The sequence below is a fragment of the Planktotalea sp. genome (assembly GCF_050633725.1).
In the GTDB taxonomy this organism is placed as follows: domain Bacteria; phylum Pseudomonadota; class Alphaproteobacteria; order Rhodobacterales; family Rhodobacteraceae; genus Planktotalea.
The window spans coordinates 91,812-110,506 of record NZ_JBOEHB010000002.1 but is presented as its reverse complement, the minus strand read 5'-3'; the positions used below and the strand labels follow the sequence as shown (position 1 = coordinate 110,506).

Genomic DNA, 18,695 nt, shown 5'->3' with positions numbered 1-18,695 from the left:
GCCCCATGGCTACTGTTGCCGTTACCGACGCCACATTTGACGCTGAAGTCAAGAATTCCTCTGTTCCAGTCGTTGTAGACTTCTGGGCGGAATGGTGTGGCCCATGCAAACAAATCGGCCCAGCGCTTGAAGAATTGTCCGACGAATACGGCGACAAGGTTAAGGTTGTTAAAGTTGATGTAGACAGCAACCCGAACTCTGCGGCTGCAATGGGCGTGCGCGGCATCCCTGCGCTGTTCATCTTCAAAGACGGCGAGGTTGTTTCCAACCGCGCAGGCGCAGCGCCAAAAGCCGCGCTGCAAAGCTGGATCAACGACGCAATCTAAGCGACGTTAATAAGTTTCACGAAGGGGCGTGCCAATGGCGCGCCCTTTTGCTTTTTTGCGCCCGTTTCTTGCACCGCTCGCCGCTGCGCTCCATATAGACGCTAACAAATGTGGAGAGAGCATATGAGCAGTAACGAATTCCCCGGTTGGCACGGCACTACGATTATTGGCGTTCGCAAAGGCGGCGAAGTGGTTATTGCTGGCGACGGGCAAGTTTCTCTCGGACCCACAGTTATCAAAGGCACCGCCAAGAAAGTGCGCCGCCTTTCGCCGGGTGGCTATGATGTTGTCGCTGGTTTCGCTGGATCCACAGCTGATGCCTTCACACTGCTAGAGCGCCTTGAGGCCAAGCTGGAAGCCACCCCCGGCCAACTTGCGCGCGCGTCTGTCGAACTGGCCAAAGATTGGCGCACCGACAAATACCTGCAAAAGCTCGAAGCGATGCTGATCGTCACCGATGGTAAGGATTTGTTTGTCATTACGGGCGCTGGCGATGTTCTGGAACCAGAGCATGATGTAGCTGCAATCGGCTCTGGCGGGAACTTCGCGCTCGCTGCTGCAAGGGGGCTAATGGATAGCGATGGATCAGCAGAAGAAATTGCCCGCAAAGCGATGGCGATTGCGTCTGACATTTGCGTCTACACAAACGGTAAACTCACAGTGGAGACCATCAAAGCATGAGCCTTGATAAAGACGATATTCGCGCCGCTGTTGCAGGCAACATTCTGACTGAACCGCAAGCTGCGTCGCTTATGGCGCTCGCAGATCAACGTCGTGGAACGCGCGAGAACATGGATGGGCTGGACGAACCGTTTGAGCTTTTTCGCGGGTTCAACGAAGTCTTCATCGTTATTGGTCTGATCATTCTTTATTCAGGCTGGATGGGTTTCACAGGCATCAATCTTTTCGGCGGCAATGCTGTCGGTGTCAGCCTTGTCATGTACGGCACCATCTCGATCATCGTGACCTACTATCTCACGCGGTATTTTACTCTGAAACGGCGTATGGTCGCCCCCTCTATCATGTTGGTTATCATGATGGGGTTGAGCGGATTGCAAGTTGGCGCTGGTCTTACGGATTGGTACGATTTTGAAAACGCGCTTTTTGTGGCGATAACGACTGGTTTTGCCACCGCTGTGCTGGCCGCATTCTATGTGGTTTTCCGCATCCCGATCACTGTGTTCTTCATTGCTCTTGGCGTTTTTGTCAGTGTCGGTGCGATGCTTGTTCAAAGCGGTGCAGAAACACCATCCATTGATGACATCTTCAAGCTAACCAACGAAGGCCCGTTTGCGATCATCACAATCGTTCTGGGGCTGATCTGCCTTGCCATAGCGCTTAGGTTCGATACGTCCGATCCGCATCGCGTCACGCGCCGTGCCTCTGCTGGCTTTTGGCTGCATGTGATCGCCGCACCCGCGATTGTGAACACCATCGGAGTAACCCTGCTTGAAACGGGTAGCACGGGTTCGCAAATCGTATTGCTGGCCTTTCTCGCGCTTATGGCGATTTTCGCGATTATCATTGATCGACGCAGCTTTCTCGTTGCTGGCATCGGCTACATCGTTGCCATCGCCATCACCGTTCTAAGCGGCAATGCTGCAATCGTTATTCTAATTCTCGGCATCGGCCTCGTATTTCTAGGTGCCCAATGGGAAAAGCTGCGCGCGCTGATCATGTCATCGCTGCCAAGCTTTCCCGGTAAAGACAAACTACCCCCATGGGGCCTGACGGAGACATCACTATGACCGACCTAACCCCACGCGAAATCGTGTCCGAGCTGGACCGCTTTATCATTGGCCAGAACGACGCCAAACGCGCTGTTGCTGTTGCCTTGCGCAACCGCTGGCGTCGCAAGCAATTGGCGGATGATCTGCGGGACGAAGTCTATCCCAAGAATATACTGATGATTGGGCCAACTGGCGTTGGTAAAACCGAAATTTCCCGTCGCCTTGCCAAGCTCGCGCGCGCGCCGTTTATCAAGGTTGAAGCGACGAAGTTTACCGAAGTTGGCTATGTAGGCCGAGACGTTGAGCAAATCATTCGTGACCTCGTCGATGCCGCCATTGGGGAAACTCGCGAATACATGCGAGAAGACGTAAAAGCCAAGGCGGAAGCCGCTGCGGAAGAGCGTGTGATCGAAGCTATTGCAGGTACAGATGCGCGCGAGGCAACCCGCGAAATGTTCCGCAAGAAACTACGTTCGGGCGATCTGGATAACACTGTGATCGAACTGGAACTTGCCGATACCTCAAACCCTATGTCGATGTTTGAAATCCCGGGTCAGCCTGGTCAGAACATGGGTATGATGAACCTTGGTGATATGTTCGGCAAAGCAATGGGCGGGCGCACGACGCGCAAAAAGATGACCGTCGCTGAAAGCTATGACGTTTTGATCGGTGATGAGGCGGACAAGCTTCTGGACGATGAAAGCGTAACCCGCGCAGCCCTTGAAGCGGTTGAGCAGAACGGCATTGTCTTCCTTGATGAGATCGACAAGGTCTGCACCCGCGCTGACGCGCGCGGCGGCGATGTGTCCCGTGAAGGCGTTCAGCGCGATTTGCTCCCTTTGATCGAGGGCACAGTTGTGAGCACCAAGCATGGGCCTGTGAAAACCGATCATATCTTGTTCATCGCCTCAGGTGCGTTTCACATTGCCAAGCCCTCTGATCTACTTCCAGAACTCCAAGGGCGTTTGCCTATCCGTGTTGAGCTACGCGCGCTAACTGAAGAAGATTTCGTGCGGATTTTGACGGAAACCGACAACGCGCTCACACGGCAGTATACAGCGCTTATGCATACGGAAGAGGTGATCGTCACTTTCACCGACGACGGCATTTCAGCCCTCGCCAAGATCGCAGCAGAAGTTAACCAAAGCATCGAAAACATAGGTGCGCGACGTCTTTACACGGTGCTTGAGCGCGTTTTCGAAGAGCTTTCTTTCAGCGCGCCTGATCGTCAGGGCGAAGAGGTGGTTGTTAATTCCGACTTTGTAGAGACACACTTGGGAGAACTGGCGCGCTCGACCGATGTTTCGCGTTACGTGCTGTAAGCCAGCATTTTCATTGTCAGGAATGCGCGTTAGGTTGGCCTAACTTTTGGAACTGGACCAACCTATGCGCCGCGCGCTTGCCTTTGTCTCTGTGCTTATCCTAAGCGCCTGCACGGATCGCACAGATGCGCCTTATGTCAGCGATGTGCCTGAAACCGCTACCAAGGCGACCGTTCTCACAATCACCAATAGGGACATCAACGAAGCAGGGAATTTCACCTCCGCAAGGGCGGCGCAAACGCGCTACTTCAACAATACTGTCGCAATCCCTGCTGGGCATAAATCCGGCGATATCGAACTATCTTATCGCGACCCCGATCCCAACGCGGTCTTTGTCATCGAAAAACAAAAACCGCTGGGTAGCGAAGGCGGCTTTACCCGCGAACTTCGAAGAGAGCTCGCAAAGCAACCGAAGTCCGCGCAAGAGGTCGTTGTTTTTGTGCACGGATACAATTCTTCCTATACTGACGGCGTCTTCCGAAGCGCGCAGCTACTTAATGACCTCAATGTTCCGGGCGTGATGGTTAACTACTCTTGGCCAACCGCAGCTAATCCGCTGGGCTACTCTCATGATCGCGATTCCATGCTCTTTGCGCGGGACAGTTTCCAAAAATCTCTTGAGACAATTCACCAAGACACAAAGGCCCCAATTCTCGTAGTTGCACATTCAATGGGTGCGCTTTTGACGATGGAAACACTGCGTCAGATCGAGATTGAAAAGCCGGGTTGGACAAAAAACGCACTTGGTGGCGTAGCCTTGATTGCTCCTGACATTTCGCTCGACGTATTCAAGCAACAGGCCGCGCGCTTCAAGGCCCTGCCACAGCCGTTTGCGATTTTCGTTTCGCAAAAGGACCCGGTTCTCAAGCTATCCGCGCGGGTAAACGCAGTGAGCGAGAGGCTCGGCAATATAGACAATGCTGAGGAACTTGCCGATCTGCCGGTGACTGTCATTGACGTCACGCAATTCAGCGGTCGTGGTCTTGATAAGCATTTTGTTCCAGGCACCTCACCCACATTGATTTCGATCTTGAAAAAAGGCCTCGATATCGAGACTGCCTTTGAAAACGACGCCGCTGGCCGCCCCGGCCTTCTTCCGGGGGCTGCATTGAATGTGCGCAAGGCAACGCGTGTCGTATGGTCGCCACTGCGAGAAGGCTCGTTTTGAAACCCCTTCCAGAGTTCCTATTCAATAACGCGCGCTGGCTTGCTGCGGGGGTGTTGTTGACGTTTTTGTCCAGCTTTGGACAGACATTTTTCATCGCGCTTTTTGCCGCCGATATCCAAATCGCATTTGATCTAAGCCATGGCGCTTGGGGTGCTATGTATACGATCGGCACAACGGCATCTGCCCTTGTGATGATCTGGGCTGGCCGTCAGGCTGACATCTTTCGCGTGCGCACGTTGGGTGCACTTTCGCTGGCCGCGTTGGCGATCGCCTGCATAGCCATGGCAATAAATCCATGGCTATGGTTCCTGCCCATAGTGATTTTCGCTCTGCGATTTGCAGGACAAGGGATGATGAGTCATATCGCAGCTGTCGCGATGGCACGATGGTTCGTTGCCTCACGCGGACGTGCTTTATCAATTTCAGCGCTAGGATTTTCGATTGGCCAGGCATTCCTGCCAATCGTTGTTGTCGCGCTCATGGCCTATCTCAAATGGCAAACTATCTGGCTTTTATGCGCAGGCGTCGCATTTCTTGGCATACCGGTTTTGCTCCAACTCTTGTCGCAAGAACGCACACCTGCCTCTATGGCCAAAAAGAGCGAGAGCCTCGGCATGTGTGGACGCCATTGGGATCGCAAAAGCGTTCTACGGCACCCGTTGTTCTGGCTGATGGTCCCTGCCCTATTGGGCCCGCCTGCCTTTAGCACTGCATTCTTTTTTCATCAGGTTCATTATGCCAGCGTAGTTGAGATTTCGACTATGCAGATGGTCAGCTACTTCCCATTCTTTACGCTAATTACTGTCGGTGCCATGTTGATATCTGGCGCCTTGCTTGACCACTTCGGTACTGCGCGATTGCTTCCGCTTCACCAACTCCCAATGGTTTGCAGCTTTATAATCTTCTCAACACACATCTTCGGGTTAGGCGTCGGCTTTTTCTTTCTTGCGCTGACAACAGGTGCGCAAGCGACCCTGATTGCCGCCTTTTGGGCAGAATTTTACGGAACGGCGCATCTTGGCGCTATCAAAGCAATGGCTGCGGCAATCATGGTATTCGGCTCTGCGATTGGGCCGGGCCTAACGGGAGCCCTGATCGATTTTGGTGTAGGGATTGAAACGCAGTATCTTTGGATCGCGTGCTACTTCGTTCTCACAACCGGAATGATGTGGCTTGGCATCGCAACTTCGCGCGCAAAGCTAACGCAGTCGCTTTAGATAGACATAGTAAGCGCCAGTACCGCCATGGCGAATATGCGCCTCACTGACTTGCAATACAGCGCTAGCTACGGGTGCCATAGTCAACCAGTGCGGAACCTGCCGCTTTAACGCGCCCATGCGTTGTGGTGCGATCTCACCCGGATCATCTCGCTTGCCACCCTTGCCCGTAATCACCAACACCAAACGCTTTCCCGAACTTTGCGCTGACATAATAAATGAGATCAACGCAGGGTGCGCCTGCGCGACTGTCATGCCATGAAGATCAATGCGCCCTTCGGGTTTGAGTTTGCCGCGCTGCATTCCTTTGAAAGACTTCGCATCCATCTTCAACGGCGCGCTGCGCAAACGTTCGCTCAAAGCTGGCAACACGTCGCGCATCTCGCGACTAGCGGTCGGAACAGCGCCAAGCGTGAACGGCGCGATCGACTTTGGCTCAGGTTTCTTTGGTTTGTTGAGTATCGGCAGATCTTCTATCGGTGCACGTTTTGGCGGTGCAAGACGCTCTGTGGTGCGCGCAACTTGATTCCATAGATCTAGCTCTTCCGGCTTCAAACGACGTCGCGACATGTTACTGAACGTTCTCTGGCAAGTAGGCATAGGCGCGTTGAATTGGCATCAGAACAACCATACGTCCCGGATCACGCAAGCGACCCGCGTCTTTGCCTGCTTGATCACCCGTGCCAAAGAAAACATCAGCGCGTTGCGCACCCTTGATGGCCGACCCGGTATCCTGCGCGATCATCAAACGGCGAATTGGGTTTTTCCCGTCTTTTTCAAGCCAAACAGGCGATCCGAGTTTGGTAAATTTTGGATCAACCGCAATTGACCGCATCGTTGTGATCGAACGATTCATCGCGCCAAGCGGGCCTTTATCGGCAGGCACTTCGCTCACTTCGCGGAAAAAGACATAAGACGGATTGTGATAGAGCAAATTCTTACCATCTTCAGGATTGCGGCGAACCCAGTTCTTGATCACCTCAGCGGAAACCTGATGCGGTTTATAGATGCCGCGGCGCACCATTTCCTGACCAATAGAGCGATAGTTGTGCCGATTGGAACCTCGGTATCCTAGGCGCAAATAGCTACCATTGGGCAAACGAACGCGGCCTGACCCCTGAATTTGCAAAAAGAACAGCTCAACAGGATCATCGACGTAGCAAATCTCAAGATTGAGGCCATCCATCACGCCATCTTCTAGAATTTCGCGCCGTGTATGCCATTGCGATGCAGTCTTGGCGTCTTCGGGCATCCCATAAACAGGGTATTTATAACGCGCTGTCTTGGTGCGTGACCCGTCTAGCTCTGGCTCGAAGTAGCCAGTGAACAGTGCGTCCTTGCCGTCTTCTATTAAAAGTGGACGAAAGAACAACTCAAAGAAAGCGCGCGGGTTTTTTTGGTCTTCGGCAGCAGCGCATAGGGCCTGCCAATCCAAGGATTTCATGTCCCGGCAGGTGTTGCGAAACACTTCAAGTGCAGCGCCGTGGTCGTCTTCAGCCCAACCGTCAAGGTCTTTGAAATCTAGGATGCTATAGACGGTTTCCGCCTGTGCGGGGGCGCTCATTAAGACGCCCCCTGCAAATAAAAATGCCCTGAGGGCACTGATCATTCGCCAGTGGCAACAAGTTGCCAGTTAGGATCGTCGGAACCCATGCGGCGCGCGAAGGTCCAAATATCTTTCTGGCGCTTAACCTTGGTCTCGTCGCCTTCAACGATTTCACCGGCTTTGTCGCGCACGACTGACGTCATTTCACCGATAAAACGCACCGTGACTTCGCCAATACCATCTTCGAACGTCGCGTTCGTAAGAGCCATTTCGCGAATGCCGACGAATTGCGCTTCTACGGTGAGGCCCTGCTTTTCGCGAGATTCAACCACCTCGGCAAAGCTGGCATAGACGTCGTCATCAAGGAATGGCTTGATATCTGCCATATCACCACGCTCGAACCCCATGAGGATCATTTCATAAGCGCCGCGCGCACCGCCAAGGAAATCGGAAACACCAAAGGAAGGTTCTGCTGCTTTCATTTTTGCCAAGGCTTCAGCCGCTTCAGGCATACCTTCGGTATGATCAGCGATGTCGGGATCAGGGCCACCTTCGATCACTTCAAAGTCGGGGCGTTTACGCGTTGATTGCACTTGCGCTGGGGGTTTTTCAAAACCTTCCCGCGTGCCAAGAACGTTTTTCAAACGTAAGATGAGAAAAACTGCGATGCCAGCAAGCACCAAAAGCTGAATAATAGGCGAATTCATGTATGGGTCGTCCTTAATGGCATAGCAACACGTGTATTGCGCACTTATGTACGCAAGGACGGCGGTCAAGTCCACTACACCGCCAAGTGATAGGAGAACTTGAAAGATGTGGTTATTTTTAGCCTTTTTGTCTGTACCTTTGATAGAAATTGCACTTTTTATCCAAGTCGGTGGGGCAATTGGTCTTTGGTCCACCTTGGGAATCGTCGTGTTAACCGCGGTAATCGGCACTTTTCTTGTTCGAACGCAGGGCGCTTTGGCGATGAACAACCTTCGTCAGTCCTTTGGAACCCTTTCTGATCCGTCCGAACCCCTCGCTCACGGGGCAATGATCCTTGTTTCTGGCGCGCTTTTGCTGACACCGGGCTTCTTTACTGACGCTGTCGGCTTTGCCTTGCTCATTCCCGCAGTTAGATCTGCAGTGTTTCGCTACCTTAAGGCGCGCGTCAAAGTGCAAACCTTTGAAATGGGCGGCGGCCAACCCAGACAACACCCTCAGCGCGCTGACATTATCGAAGGAGACTTCGAAGAGGTGTCCCGCGATCCAAATGCCCCGCCGTCTGGTTGGACCAAGCATTGAGACCTGCGCATCTAACTGTTAAGCACAGCGCCAACTGAGCATTTTAACTGGAGATTTCCCATGGCTGAGAACGAAACAGCGGCAGCGCCCGAAGCACCGCAAATCAAGATGAACATCCTCGCGCAATTCATTCGCGATATGTCATTTGAAAACATCCTTGCGCAAAAAGGCATTCAGGGCGAAGTGAACCCAGACGTGCAGGTTCAGGTGAATCTGGACGCGAAAAAGCGTGCGGCCGACAACCAGTATGACGTGATCACCAAGATTGAGATTAACTCAAAGGTGAAAGACACAGGTCAGCAATTGTTCCTGCTTGAGCTTGAGTACGCTGGTGTGTTCCACATCGAAGGTGTTCCAGAGGATCAGCTTCACCCGTTCCTTTTGATCGAATGCCCACGCATGACGTTCCCATTCGTGCGCCGTATCGTTTCTGACGTCACGCGCGATGGTGGTTTCCCACCACTGAACCTCGAGAACATCGACTTTGTTGCGCTTTATCGTTCAGAGATCGAGCGCCGTCAGGCAGAAGCAGCGGCGCAAGCCCAGCCTAACTAAGCTTATTCCAAAGCGCACCTTCACCAAGCTTTTCAACAAAAGCGGCGTGCGCTTTGGCTTCTTCCTCTGTGATGCGCGAAGGCAGTGGGGTAGGGCGCTTGGACGCGCGCCATTCATCTTCTGCATTACCCGCCGTGTTCCCACCTGAGCTTGCAAGCACAAGACCGGGCTGACGACCACCAAGCAATTCAAGATAAACTTCCGCCAAAATCTCGGAATCGAGCAACGCGCCGTGCAGGGTACGGTTTGAGTTATCAATGTTGAAGCGGCGGCAAAGCGCATCCAACGATGCGGGCGATCCGGGAAAGCGTTTGCGCGCAATCGCCAAAGTGTCGAGCGCTTGCTCCCACGGCAATTGCGGCAGGTTGAGCCAACCAAGTTCCGCGTTGAGAAACTTCATATCAAAGGCGGCGTTATGGATAACCAATTTGTCGTCTTTGACGAAGTCCAAAAACTCCTGCGCGATGTCTTTGAAAACGGGTTTGTCACGTAGGAAATCATCACCCAATCCATGCACCTCGAACGCCTCTTGCGGCATTGCGCGTTCGGGGTTGATATATTGGTGGTAGGTTTTTCCAGTCGGCATCTGGTTGATCAATTCAACCGCGCCGATCTCAACGATCCTATCACCTTGTTGCGGATCAAAGCCTGTCGTTTCCGTATCTAGAACCAACTCACGCATCGCGCATCATCCCTTTGATATCTTCTATCACCGCCAAGACCTGCGCTTGTGCATGTTCTAGCGTGTCTGTTTCGATTTCATAGTTCGACCTCGCACGCTTTTCTTCAATGGGCATTTGCTTGGCAAGGATCTGTTCGAACTGCATTTCGCTCATTGTACCACGCTCCAAAACACGAGTGCGCTGGGTATCTGCGTCAGTAAATACGCAAGCGACTGCATCCATACGTTGATCGCCGCCTGTTTCGAACAAAAGCGGTATGTCAAAGACCAAAATGTCCTTATTAGACTCTGCTATGAAGCGCGCTCTATCTTCACCAACAAGTGGATGAACGATGGTTTCGATGATCTTCAATGCGCTTGGGTCAGCGCCGATAACCTCGCGCAAAGCGTCACGAGAGACAGCGCCTTCGGCAATCGCGGAAGGGAAGGCTACACTCATTGGCGCAACCGCCGCGCCGCCTTTTGAGTACAAACGATGCACGGCCGCATCCGCGTCCCACACATCACAACCCGCCTGCGCAAACATCTTTGCCGTAGTGGATTTACCCATTCCAATGGACCCAGTGAGACCTAGCTTAAACGTCATCGCAAGACTGCCGCGCGAAGCTCATCATCCACTTCTGGACGTGTTTTGAACCAACGCTCAAATCCTGGAACAGCCTGATGAAGCAACATGCCTAACCCATCAACAGCCGTCGCGCCTGCTTCTGTCGCAGCGCGCAAGAGCTTTGTCTGCATCGGTGTATAAACCAGATCGCTCACCACCATGTCTGGGCCAAGCGCATCAAGCGGAATACGCATCTCGGGCTTGCCAACCATGCCGAGGGACGTGGTGTTCACAATCGTTGTTGCGCCCTCCATCGCGTTACCTGCTTGTACCCAGTCGACAACTTTGATCGTTTCGCCAAATTCTTTCGCCAGCTGTTCTGCGCGCTCTGGAGAGCGGTTGGTCAGTCGAATTTCAGGCACGCCAATATCAACAAGCGACGCCAACACCGCACGCGAGGCACCACCAGCACCTAGAACCAGCGCGGGACCAGCTTTTGGGTTCCATTTGGGGGCAGATTGGACAAGGTTTTGAATAAAGCCATAACCATCCGTGTTATCCGCATGAATTTTTCCGTCTTTACGAAAAATCAGCGTATTCGCAGCACCGATCAGCTTTGCCCGATCTGTCACAAGATCGGCCAGTTCCAGTACGGCTTCTTTATGGGGCAGGGTTACGTTCACACCAACAAAGCCCATCGTCGGCAACATTCGAACGACGCTTTCTAGGTTCTCAGGGGCGATATCGATGGGAATATAGTGTCCCCGAATTGCGTATATTCGGAGCCAATGCCCGTGAAGCTGCGGCGATTTAGAATGGGCAATCGGGTGACCAAGAACACCGGCCAGTGGAATTTTCGTATCGCTCATTGCTGTAGCTCTCCTTTGAGGGTGAGATAGTTCACCAACTCAATCAACGGAAGGCCAAGGACGGTAAAATGATTGCCTTCAACCTGCGCAAACAGACGCACGCCTTCTGCTTCCAGCTTATAGCAACCAACGCAGTGACGCACATCGTCCCAATTGCGCTCCAAATAGCTATCAAGGAATTCGTCAGAGAATACACGCATCGTCAACCGAGCTTGGCCAACATGGCGCCAGATCGGTTTGCCCTCTTCATAAAGCACCGCTGCGGACAAAAGAGAGTGCCGCTTCCCACGTAGCTCTTGAAGTTGAGATCGAGCCTCGTCTTTTGTGCGTGCCTTGGAAAAAAGCGTCCCCTTGAGATCAAGCACTTGATCGCAACCCAGAACCAAGCGCTCTGGGTGTTTAGACGCAACGCGCTGCGCTTTCATTTCGGCAAGCGCATCTGCGATATCGCGCGGCGTCGCAGCGTCTGCCACCATCGCATCACGCATCATATCTTCATCAACACGGGGTTTGACAACTTCGATCAAAAGACCGGCATTTTCAAGCATGAGACGACGCGTCTCGGATCCTGAAGCAAGGATAAGGGGAGCAGGCATGTGGATAATTCCGTGGACTAAGATAAGGATTTGTTAAGGAACATTACTGGGCAACTCCGCGTCTGTTGGCAAGTTTCGGAACGTGCGTCTGTTTCATGATGTTTCACGCTGTTTTGTCCTCTGTGGAATAGAATAACTCTGACACCTGTTCCGAGGGTGAGACGGCAAAACTACACACTCTTTGCGCGTTTTTTTGCACACCAAAATTTCCTCTATCCGTTTGATTTATAAATAAAAAAATAACTTATCCACTTGTGTGTATGTATTCATAAGATTGTTTGTTTTTGTTAGTTTTTCTGTGGAAAACCGAGTAATCCACAGGTTTTGTTCACCCTACATAATCATCAACCTTTAATCTTTTCTTTATTATTACTAAGGATAGATATGTCCGACTTCCTTGCTCTCGCTTTCCCATGGATCAAGTCCTTGCATATCATGTCAGTGATATCTTGGATGGCAGGGTTGTTCTACTTCCCTAGATTGCTTGTGAACCATGCAGAACGGGACGATCCGACAGGTCTTCTTGATCAAACCTTTCAAGATATGGAACTGAAGCTGTTCAAGGTCATCATGAATCCAGCCATGATGGCAACTTGGATTTTTGGACTTTGCTTGGTCTTCACACCAGGAATCGTTGATTGGTCAGAAATCTGGCCTTGGACCAAAGCACTCGCAGTGAGCGGCATGACTTGGTTTCATCATTGGCTTGGACGGCGTCGTAAAGACTTTGTTAATGGATCAAATAGGTTCTCAGGCCGCCAGTATCGCCTCATGAATGAGGTTCCGACGGTTTTGATGGCCCTCATCGTAATCTCGGTCGTGGTGAAGTTCTAAGCGCCGAATTGACACGTAAGAGTAAGCGCTGTATTTGGCCTTTAACGCGCGCCCGTCCGGGAACCAACGCGCACTCCCATTTTTAGACTTATGAATGCAGCCCTGACCCTTTGTGCTGCGTAAGGATATATCCATGTCTCAGAATTCGCTAACGCTGTCCGAACTTAAGGCGCAAAGCCCCAAAAATCTGGTTTCGATGGCTGAAGAGCTTGAAATCGAAAACGCATCGACGATGCGCAAAGGCGAAATGATGTTCCAAATCCTGCGTGAACGCGCAGATGAAGGTTGGGAGATCATGGGTGATGGCGTTCTTGAAGTTCTTCAAGACGGATTCGGTTTCCTGCGCTCACCAGAGGCGAATTATCTTCCAGGCCCAGATGACATCTATGTTTCGCCTGAAATGATCCGGAAATATTCTTTGCGTACTGGTGATACGGTTGATGGTGTCATTACAGCGCCTGATGAAAACCAACGTTACTTTGCCTTGGTTAGCGTAATGCAGATTAACTTTGAGGCACCAGAGAAGACCAAGCACAAGATTGCCTTTGATAACCTGACACCGCTCTATCCTGACGAACGTTTCAAGATGGAGATTGAAGATCCAACAATCAAAGATCGCTCTGCGCGTATCATTGATTTGGTTGCTCCGATTGGTAAAGGTCAGCGTTCTTTGATCGTTGCCCCACCGCGCACTGGTAAAACGGTTCTGTTGCAGAATATTGCCGCAAGCATCGAAGCGAACCACCCGGAGTGCTATTTGATCGTTCTTCTGATTGACGAGCGTCCTGAAGAAGTGACCGACATGCAGCGCTCTGTGAAGGGTGAGGTTGTTTCCTCTACCTTTGACGAACCAGCAACGCGCCACGTAGCTGTATCTGAAATGGTTATCGAAAAAGCCAAACGTCTCGTGGAACATAAGCGAGATGTTGTGATCCTTCTCGACTCGATCACAAGACTTGGTAGAGCCTTCAACACTGTGGTGCCGTCTTCTGGTAAGGTTCTAACAGGTGGTGTTGATGCAAACGCCCTTCAACGTCCAAAGCGCTTCTTCGGTGCTGCGCGTAACATTGAAGAGGGCGGATCGCTTACAATTATTTCAACTGCGTTAATCGACACAGGTTCGCGTATGGACGAAGTTATCTTTGAAGAATTCAAAGGTACGGGTAACTCAGAAATCGTTCTTGATCGTAAGATTGCTGATAAACGTGTCTTCCCAGCGATAGATATTCTCAAGTCAGGTACGCGTAAGGAAGACCTGCTTATCGACAAGGTCGATCTTCAGAAAACCTTTGTTCTGCGCCGTATTCTTAACCCGATGGGCACAACCGATGCGGTGGAATTCCTGCTTGGGAAACTCAAGCAAACCAAGAACAATGCCGAGTTCTTTGATTCAATGAATACCTAAGCCTTTTGTGGGGCGGGTGTCATGGATACAATTTACGCATTAGCCACAGCCCATGGCAAAGCCGGCGTTTCTGTCATTCGCATTTCTGGTCCAATGGCGTGGAATGCGGGTGAGGCGCTTTGTGGTGATTTGCCAGCGTCGCACAAAGCGGGGCTTCGCAATATAAGGGATACGCAAGGAGCTTTGGTTGACCAAGCTCTTGTTCTTCCCTTCGAAGATCGCAAAAGTTTTACTGGCGAATCCGTTGTCGAGCTGCATTTACATGGCAGTACCGCCATTGTAGCGCGTGTCATGGAAATGCTTAGCCAACTGCCTGACCTGAGATTGGCAGAGGCAGGTGAGTTTACGCGTCGTGCTCTGGAGAATGGAAAACTCGATCTCGCGCAGGTCGAAGGGCTTGCTGATCTCATCGACTCAGAAACGGAAGCTCAACGTAAGCAAGCGGTTCGAATACTAGCTGGGGACTTGGGCCGAGTCGCAGGAATTTGGCGGATCGATCTTATTCGTGCTGCGTCACTCCTCGAAGCGACTATTGATTTCGCTGACGAAGATGTCCCGGTTGATGTCACACCCGAAGTTCGTGAACTTTTGGTTCGCAGTCAAACCGCAATTGAAAAAGAAGCCGCAGGTGTGCGAGTGGCAGAGCGCATTCGGTCAGGTTTTGAAGTCGCGATCATTGGGGCACCGAATGTTGGTAAATCGACACTTCTCAATTCTATTGCTGGCCGCGAAGCTGCTATTACATCTGAATATGCAGGCACCACGCGGGATGTGATTGAGGTAAAGCTAGACCTAAATGGTTTGGCAGTTACTTTACTTGATACCGCTGGGCTTCGGGAAACGAGCGATCATGTCGAAAGAATTGGGATTGATCGCGCTCTGTCACGCGCGAAAGATGCAGATCTTCGAGTGTTTCTGAAGTCCTCAACTGAGGAAGCGTTGCCTTTTGAGGCGGAAGAACAAGATTTACAGGTCATTGGAAAAGCTGACACCAAGACGGTTACTGAGGTCTTAAGCGTTTCAGGTATAACGGGGCAGGGCGTAGATTTACTCGTCGATGAGATTTCTTCAGTTTTGAAAGAGCGCTCTGCGAATGCGGGAATCGCGACGCGGGAACGTCATCGTGTAGCGCTTGAAAACGCGACACAGTTTCTTGATGCGGCAAAGGCGGGGCTAGAGAATGGCCCAGATCTTTACGATATCGTCGCAGAGGATTTACGATCTGCTATACGTGCCTTGGATAGTTTAATCGGGCATGTGGATGTCGAGAATGTTTTGGACGAAATTTTTTCGAGTTTCTGTCTGGGCAAGTAAGGAGTGTTTCACGTGAAACAATCGAATTACGATGTTGTCGTTATTGGCGGTGGTCATGCGGGATGCGATGCAGCACATGCCGCAGCACGTATGGGATCCAAGACCGCATTGGTTACCCTAACCGAAGATGGTATTGGTGTCATGTCTTGTAATCCTGCCATCGGAGGGCTGGGGAAGGGTCATCTCGTTCGAGAAATCGATGCGCTGGATGGCGTCATGGGGCGGGTAGCGGATAAGGCAGGCATACAATTTCGCCTTCTCAATCGTCGCAAAGGCCCCGCCGTGCAAGGACCGCGAGCTCAGTCTGACAGAGCAATCTACCGCGCGGAAATGCTGCACGAGATCAAAGCACAAGCCAATCTCGATATCATTGAGGGCGAAGCTGTTGACTTTGTGATGGACGGTACCGTTGTTCGCGGGGTTGTTCTGGCGGACGGTAGAGTTCTGAATTCAGGTGCGACCATCCTTACAACAGGGACATTCCTGCGTGGCGTCATTCATATTGGTGATGTTGCAAAGCCAGGCGGTCGCATGGGTGATAAACCGTCTATCAAGCTTGCAGAGCGTATGGACGACTTCAACCTTGCTCTTGGTCGGCTGAAAACAGGGACGCCACCGCGACTTGATGGACGCACTATCAACTGGAGTATCCTCGATAGCCAGCCCGGTGATGACGATCCAGTTCTATTTTCATTTATGTCGAAAGGCATAAGTGCAAAGCAGGTGAACTGTGGGATCACACACACAAACGAAGAAACGCACCGCCTAATCGTAGATAACCTAAAGAGAAGTGCGATGTACGGTGGCCATATTGATGGTATTGGCCCGCGCTATTGCCCTTCGATTGAGGACAAAGTCGTTAGATTTGCTGACAAAACCTCACATCAGATATTCTTGGAGCCAGAAGGTGTAGACGATCACACAGTTTATCCTAATGGTATCTCGACAAGCTTGCCTGAAGACGTTCAGTTTGATTACGTGCGCTCTATTCGGGGATTGGAAGAGGCCAAAATCCTTCAACCCGGATATGCGATTGAATATGATTATGTTGATCCTCGTGCGCTTGATTCATGCTTGATGGTCAAGACCGTGCCGGGGCTTTATCTAGCTGGGCAGATCAATGGAACAACGGGCTACGAGGAAGCAGCGGCGCAAGGTCTCGTTGCTGGTTTGAACGCTGCTCTTGCTGTTCAGGAACGTGAACCTGTGATTTTCAGCAGAACCAATAGCTATATTGGCGTGATGGTTGATGATCTCACGACACGTGGTGTTGCTGAACCTTATCGTATGTTTACCTCGCGGGCCGAATTCCGTTTGTCCCTGCGGGCAGATAACGCTGATCAACGGTTAACGCCTCTGGGGATTGAGATTGGTTGCGTTGCTTCCGATCGTGAAGACCTGTTCCGTGATAAACAGAACAAGATTCAAAGCGTTGTTACGCAGCTGAAGTCGAAGTCTCTCACTCCCAAGGAGGTCATTTCCGGAGGCATTAGCGTGAAGCAGGATGGAAATCGTCGTAATGGTATCCAAGTGCTCGCCTTTCCTGATGTCAAATTTGAGGATATCCTACCGTTGTTTCCCGATCTTGAGGCGACTGAAAAACCGATCAGGGATCAGGTTGAACGAGACGCGCTTTATTCCAACTATATCGATCGTCAACAGAAGGATGTTGATGCGCTTCGTCGCGATGAAGCGCAGACTATTCCAAAAGAGTTCGATTATGCCGAAATTGAAAGCTTATCCAACGAATTGAAACACAAGTTGACGAACGTTAGACCTCATAATCTAGCGCAAGCGGGACGTGTTGATGGAATGACACCTGCTGCTTTAACTCTCATTATGGCGAAGCTTCGACAGAGAAAGAGTGCTTAGATGGGTTATCGACTTGGTGATCTCGATGTTTCACGTGAAACATATGAACGACTGCAAACTTATTCAGATCTGTTGAAAAAGTGGAATCCCAAGATCAACCTTGTTTCAAAAGGCACGATTGATGATCTTTGGGAACGGCACATTGTAGATTCTGCGCAAATTTTCGAATTGAGAAACAACAGTGCGAAACGCTGGGTCGATTTGGGTAGTGGTGGCGGTTTCCCTGGTTTGGTGATTGCTATTCTCGCTATGGAGTTTGCGCCAAGTATGAAGGTAACTCTGGTTGAGAGCGATAAACGCAAGAGCGCGTTCTTGCGTACTGTTTCACGTGAAACAGGATGTGAGGCCAACATCGTTGCGGAAAGGATAGAAAACGTCCCTCCGTTGAATGCCGATGTTCTCTCAGCCAGAGCGCTTGCTGATCTTGATGCATTGCTAGGCTTTGCAAAGCTGCATTTAGAAGCAAAAGGCACTTGCCTGTTTCCAAAGGGACATACTTGGGAAAAAGAAGTGGATAAGGCCCATGAATCATGGCGCTTTTCTTGCGAAATAACTAAAAGTCAAACTCAAGACCAAGCCGTGATACTAAAGATAGAAGAGATTGAACATGTCTGATCCTACCCGTTCGAATGGTACCAAAATTGTTGCGGTGGTGAATCAGAAGGGTGGCGTAGGAAAGACGACAACGACGATCAACCTCGCGGCGGCAATGGTAGCAGAAGGTCGCCGCGTTTTGATCATTGATCTTGATCCTCAAGGTAACGCTTCTACTGGACTTGGCATCGACGCAACTGCGCGCGAGTTAACCACATACGAGCTGATTTTGGATGACGTTGCTCTTGATGATGTCATTCAGAAAACCTCCACAGACAACCTATTCATCGTTCCAGCAACGGTCGATCTAAGTTCAGCTGATATCGAACTTATGGCGAATGAAAAGCGCAGCTTTTTGCTACACGACGCCCTGCGCCAACCTTTGATGGATGGCTATCAGTTCGACTATATTCTGATTGATTGCCCACCCTCGCTTAACCTTTTGACTGTGAACGCGATGGTCGCAGCTCATTCCGTTTTGGTGCCGCTACAAAGCGAATTTTTCGCGCTAGAAGGCTTGTCTCAGTTAATGCTAACCATTCGTGAAGTACGTCAAACGGCCAATCCCGATCTTCGAATTGAAGGCGTGGTTCTGACGATGTTCGATGCGCGTAATAACCTGTCACAGCAAGTTGAGACCGATGCGCGAGACAATCTTGGCGATATTGTTTTTGACACCAAGATTCCTCGAAATGTGCGTGTCAGCGAAGCGCCATCATTTGCCCAGTCTGTGTTGGAGTACGATCCAACCTCCAAGGGGGCGCAGGCATACAGATCGCTGGCGCGAGAAGTGATCGAGAAAAATCAGAAAACAGCGGTTTAAGGGGATAA

At 51.2% G+C, this 18,695-nt stretch carries 21 protein-coding genes; 14 read left to right on the top strand and 7 right to left on the bottom strand.

Annotation, left to right across the window (positions count from 1 at the left end; translation table 11 throughout):
- The first annotated feature begins 5 nt into the window (after positions 1 to 5).
- The 6 genes from trxA to ACRBCU_RS02705 all read left to right on the top strand — a co-directional run bounded on the left by trxA (position 6) and on the right by ACRBCU_RS02705 (position 5,763).
- Positions 6 to 326, top strand: coding sequence for a thioredoxin (gene trxA / locus ACRBCU_RS02730; protein WP_431363830.1), 321 nt, complete (start codon positions 6 to 8; stop codon positions 324 to 326).
- A 123-nt stretch (positions 327 to 449) separates the two neighbouring features.
- A complete protein-coding gene (hslV, locus tag ACRBCU_RS02725; protein WP_431363829.1) occupies positions 450 to 1,007 on the top strand; it encodes an ATP-dependent protease subunit HslV in 558 nt (185 codons plus the stop codon).
- Positions 1,004 to 2,074, top strand: coding sequence for a hypothetical protein (locus ACRBCU_RS02720; RefSeq protein ID WP_431363828.1), 1,071 nt, complete (start codon positions 1,004 to 1,006; stop codon positions 2,072 to 2,074). Before hslV ends, ACRBCU_RS02720 begins: the two co-directional genes overlap by 4 nt.
- Positions 2,071 to 3,378, top strand: coding sequence for an ATP-dependent protease ATPase subunit HslU (gene hslU / locus ACRBCU_RS02715; protein WP_431363827.1), 1,308 nt, complete (start codon positions 2,071 to 2,073; stop codon positions 3,376 to 3,378). The genes ACRBCU_RS02720 and hslU overlap by 4 nt, the downstream gene beginning before the upstream one ends.
- A gap of 64 nt (positions 3,379 to 3,442) precedes the next feature.
- Positions 3,443 to 4,546: an alpha/beta hydrolase gene (locus ACRBCU_RS02710; RefSeq protein WP_431363826.1), complete on the top strand. Its 1,104-nt coding sequence runs from the start codon at positions 3,443 to 3,445 to the stop codon at positions 4,544 to 4,546.
- A complete protein-coding gene (locus ACRBCU_RS02705) occupies positions 4,543 to 5,763 on the top strand; it encodes an MFS transporter (protein WP_431363825.1) in 1,221 nt (406 codons plus the stop codon). The genes ACRBCU_RS02710 and ACRBCU_RS02705 overlap by 4 nt, the downstream gene beginning before the upstream one ends.
- Here the strand turns inward: ACRBCU_RS02705 and ACRBCU_RS02700 are convergent.
- From ACRBCU_RS02700 to ACRBCU_RS02690, 3 genes are read right to left on the bottom strand one after another with little or no spacing between them, the layout of a single operon-like run.
- Entirely contained in the window at positions 5,746 to 6,333 is a 588-nt protein-coding gene (locus tag ACRBCU_RS02700; protein ID WP_431363824.1) for a Smr/MutS family protein, read from the bottom strand. The genes ACRBCU_RS02705 and ACRBCU_RS02700 overlap by 18 nt on opposite strands.
- A 1-nt stretch (position 6,334) precedes the next feature.
- Positions 6,335 to 7,327 (bottom strand): murein transglycosylase A, encoded by a 993-nt coding sequence (gene mltA / locus ACRBCU_RS02695; protein ID WP_431363823.1) that lies wholly within the window; start codon positions 7,325 to 7,327, stop codon positions 6,335 to 6,337.
- Between the two features lie 41 nt (positions 7,328 to 7,368).
- Positions 7,369 to 8,016, bottom strand: coding sequence for a Tim44/TimA family putative adaptor protein (locus ACRBCU_RS02690; RefSeq protein ID WP_431363822.1), 648 nt, complete (start codon positions 8,014 to 8,016; stop codon positions 7,369 to 7,371).
- Positions 8,017 to 8,122: 106 nt separating this feature from the next.
- Between ACRBCU_RS02690 and ACRBCU_RS02685 the strand changes: the two genes are divergently transcribed.
- Together ACRBCU_RS02685 and secB are read left to right on the top strand one after the other, a co-directional pair.
- Complete coding sequence (locus tag ACRBCU_RS02685) at positions 8,123 to 8,596, top strand: FxsA family protein (protein WP_431363821.1); 474 nt, start codon at positions 8,123 to 8,125, stop codon at positions 8,594 to 8,596.
- A gap of 60 nt (positions 8,597 to 8,656) precedes the next feature.
- Positions 8,657 to 9,151, top strand: coding sequence for a protein-export chaperone SecB (secB, locus tag ACRBCU_RS02680; protein ID WP_431363820.1), 495 nt, complete (start codon positions 8,657 to 8,659; stop codon positions 9,149 to 9,151).
- On the opposite strand, the gene dnaQ is transcribed toward secB, so the two are convergent.
- From dnaQ to ACRBCU_RS02660, 4 genes are read right to left on the bottom strand one after another with little or no spacing between them, the layout of a single operon-like run.
- A complete protein-coding gene (dnaQ, locus tag ACRBCU_RS02675) occupies positions 9,144 to 9,833 on the bottom strand; it encodes a DNA polymerase III subunit epsilon (RefSeq protein ID WP_431363819.1) in 690 nt (229 codons plus the stop codon). The genes secB and dnaQ overlap by 8 nt on opposite strands.
- Entirely contained in the window at positions 9,826 to 10,419 is a 594-nt protein-coding gene (gene coaE / locus ACRBCU_RS02670; protein WP_431363818.1) for a dephospho-CoA kinase, read from the bottom strand. The genes dnaQ and coaE overlap by 8 nt, the downstream gene beginning before the upstream one ends.
- Positions 10,416 to 11,249, bottom strand: a complete 834-nt coding sequence (locus ACRBCU_RS02665; RefSeq protein ID WP_431363817.1) for a shikimate dehydrogenase — start codon at positions 11,247 to 11,249, stop codon at positions 10,416 to 10,418. Before ACRBCU_RS02665 ends, coaE begins: the two co-directional genes overlap by 4 nt.
- On the bottom strand, positions 11,246 to 11,845 hold the full coding sequence (locus ACRBCU_RS02660; RefSeq protein ID WP_431363816.1) for a Maf family protein: 600 nt from the start codon (positions 11,843 to 11,845) through the stop codon (positions 11,246 to 11,248). Before ACRBCU_RS02660 ends, ACRBCU_RS02665 begins: the two co-directional genes overlap by 4 nt.
- Positions 11,846 to 12,229: 384 nt before the next feature.
- Here ACRBCU_RS02660 and hemJ point away from each other — a divergent pair, with 384 nt between their 5' ends.
- The 6 genes from hemJ to ACRBCU_RS02630 all read left to right on the top strand — a co-directional run bounded on the left by hemJ (position 12,230) and on the right by ACRBCU_RS02630 (position 18,687).
- Positions 12,230 to 12,679 (top strand): protoporphyrinogen oxidase HemJ, encoded by a 450-nt coding sequence (gene hemJ, locus ACRBCU_RS02655; protein ID WP_431363815.1) that lies wholly within the window; start codon positions 12,230 to 12,232, stop codon positions 12,677 to 12,679.
- A 133-nt stretch (positions 12,680 to 12,812) separates the two neighbouring features.
- On the top strand, positions 12,813 to 14,084 hold the full coding sequence (gene rho / locus ACRBCU_RS02650; protein ID WP_431363814.1) for a transcription termination factor Rho: 1,272 nt from the start codon (positions 12,813 to 12,815) through the stop codon (positions 14,082 to 14,084).
- 21 nt (positions 14,085 to 14,105) lie between these two features.
- Positions 14,106 to 15,398, top strand: a complete 1,293-nt coding sequence (gene mnmE, locus ACRBCU_RS02645; protein WP_431363813.1) for a tRNA uridine-5-carboxymethylaminomethyl(34) synthesis GTPase MnmE — start codon at positions 14,106 to 14,108, stop codon at positions 15,396 to 15,398.
- A 12-nt stretch (positions 15,399 to 15,410) separates the two neighbouring features.
- Positions 15,411 to 17,270: a tRNA uridine-5-carboxymethylaminomethyl(34) synthesis enzyme MnmG gene (gene mnmG, locus ACRBCU_RS02640; protein WP_431363812.1), complete on the top strand. Its 1,860-nt coding sequence runs from the start codon at positions 15,411 to 15,413 to the stop codon at positions 17,268 to 17,270.
- Positions 17,271 to 17,885, top strand: coding sequence for a 16S rRNA (guanine(527)-N(7))-methyltransferase RsmG (gene rsmG / locus ACRBCU_RS02635; RefSeq protein ID WP_431363811.1), 615 nt, complete (start codon positions 17,271 to 17,273; stop codon positions 17,883 to 17,885).
- Positions 17,878 to 18,687 (top strand): ParA family protein, encoded by an 810-nt coding sequence (locus ACRBCU_RS02630; RefSeq protein ID WP_431363810.1) that lies wholly within the window; start codon positions 17,878 to 17,880, stop codon positions 18,685 to 18,687. The genes rsmG and ACRBCU_RS02630 overlap by 8 nt, the downstream gene beginning before the upstream one ends.
- Positions 18,688 to 18,695 lie beyond the last annotated feature (8 nt).

What these genes read in the sequence shown, in the direction of transcription:
- hslU (WP_431363827.1), top strand. Translation starts at nt 2,071, where the DNA reads ATGACCGACCTAACCCCACGCGAAATCGTGTCCGAGCTGGACCGCTTT.
- ACRBCU_RS02660 (WP_431363816.1), bottom strand. Translation starts at nt 11,845, where the DNA reads ATGCCTGCTCCCCTTATCCTTGCTTCAGGATCCGAGACGCGTCGTCTC.
- ACRBCU_RS02720 (WP_431363828.1), top strand. Translation starts at nt 1,004, where the DNA reads ATGAGCCTTGATAAAGACGATATTCGCGCCGCTGTTGCAGGCAACATT.
- ACRBCU_RS02710 (WP_431363826.1), top strand. Translation starts at nt 3,443, where the DNA reads ATGCGCCGCGCGCTTGCCTTTGTCTCTGTGCTTATCCTAAGCGCCTGC.
- mnmE (WP_431363813.1), top strand. Translation starts at nt 14,106, where the DNA reads ATGGATACAATTTACGCATTAGCCACAGCCCATGGCAAAGCCGGCGTT.
- mltA (WP_431363823.1), bottom strand. Translation starts at nt 7,327, where the DNA reads ATGAGCGCCCCCGCACAGGCGGAAACCGTCTATAGCATCCTAGATTTC.
- trxA (WP_431363830.1), top strand. Translation starts at nt 6, where the DNA reads ATGGCTACTGTTGCCGTTACCGACGCCACATTTGACGCTGAAGTCAAG.
- ACRBCU_RS02665 (WP_431363817.1), bottom strand. Translation starts at nt 11,249, where the DNA reads ATGAGCGATACGAAAATTCCACTGGCCGGTGTTCTTGGTCACCCGATT.
- coaE (WP_431363818.1), bottom strand. Translation starts at nt 10,419, where the DNA reads ATGACGTTTAAGCTAGGTCTCACTGGGTCCATTGGAATGGGTAAATCC.
- hslV (WP_431363829.1), top strand. Translation starts at nt 450, where the DNA reads ATGAGCAGTAACGAATTCCCCGGTTGGCACGGCACTACGATTATTGGC.
- dnaQ (WP_431363819.1), bottom strand. Translation starts at nt 9,833, where the DNA reads ATGCGTGAGTTGGTTCTAGATACGGAAACGACAGGCTTTGATCCGCAA.
- secB (WP_431363820.1), top strand. Translation starts at nt 8,657, where the DNA reads ATGGCTGAGAACGAAACAGCGGCAGCGCCCGAAGCACCGCAAATCAAG.
- ACRBCU_RS02700 (WP_431363824.1), bottom strand. Translation starts at nt 6,333, where the DNA reads ATGTCGCGACGTCGTTTGAAGCCGGAAGAGCTAGATCTATGGAATCAA.
- ACRBCU_RS02685 (WP_431363821.1), top strand. Translation starts at nt 8,123, where the DNA reads ATGTGGTTATTTTTAGCCTTTTTGTCTGTACCTTTGATAGAAATTGCA.
- hemJ (WP_431363815.1), top strand. Translation starts at nt 12,230, where the DNA reads ATGTCCGACTTCCTTGCTCTCGCTTTCCCATGGATCAAGTCCTTGCAT.
- ACRBCU_RS02690 (WP_431363822.1), bottom strand. Translation starts at nt 8,016, where the DNA reads ATGAATTCGCCTATTATTCAGCTTTTGGTGCTTGCTGGCATCGCAGTT.
- rho (WP_431363814.1), top strand. Translation starts at nt 12,813, where the DNA reads ATGTCTCAGAATTCGCTAACGCTGTCCGAACTTAAGGCGCAAAGCCCC.
- ACRBCU_RS02630 (WP_431363810.1), top strand. Translation starts at nt 17,878, where the DNA reads ATGTCTGATCCTACCCGTTCGAATGGTACCAAAATTGTTGCGGTGGTG.
- rsmG (WP_431363811.1), top strand. Translation starts at nt 17,271, where the DNA reads ATGGGTTATCGACTTGGTGATCTCGATGTTTCACGTGAAACATATGAA.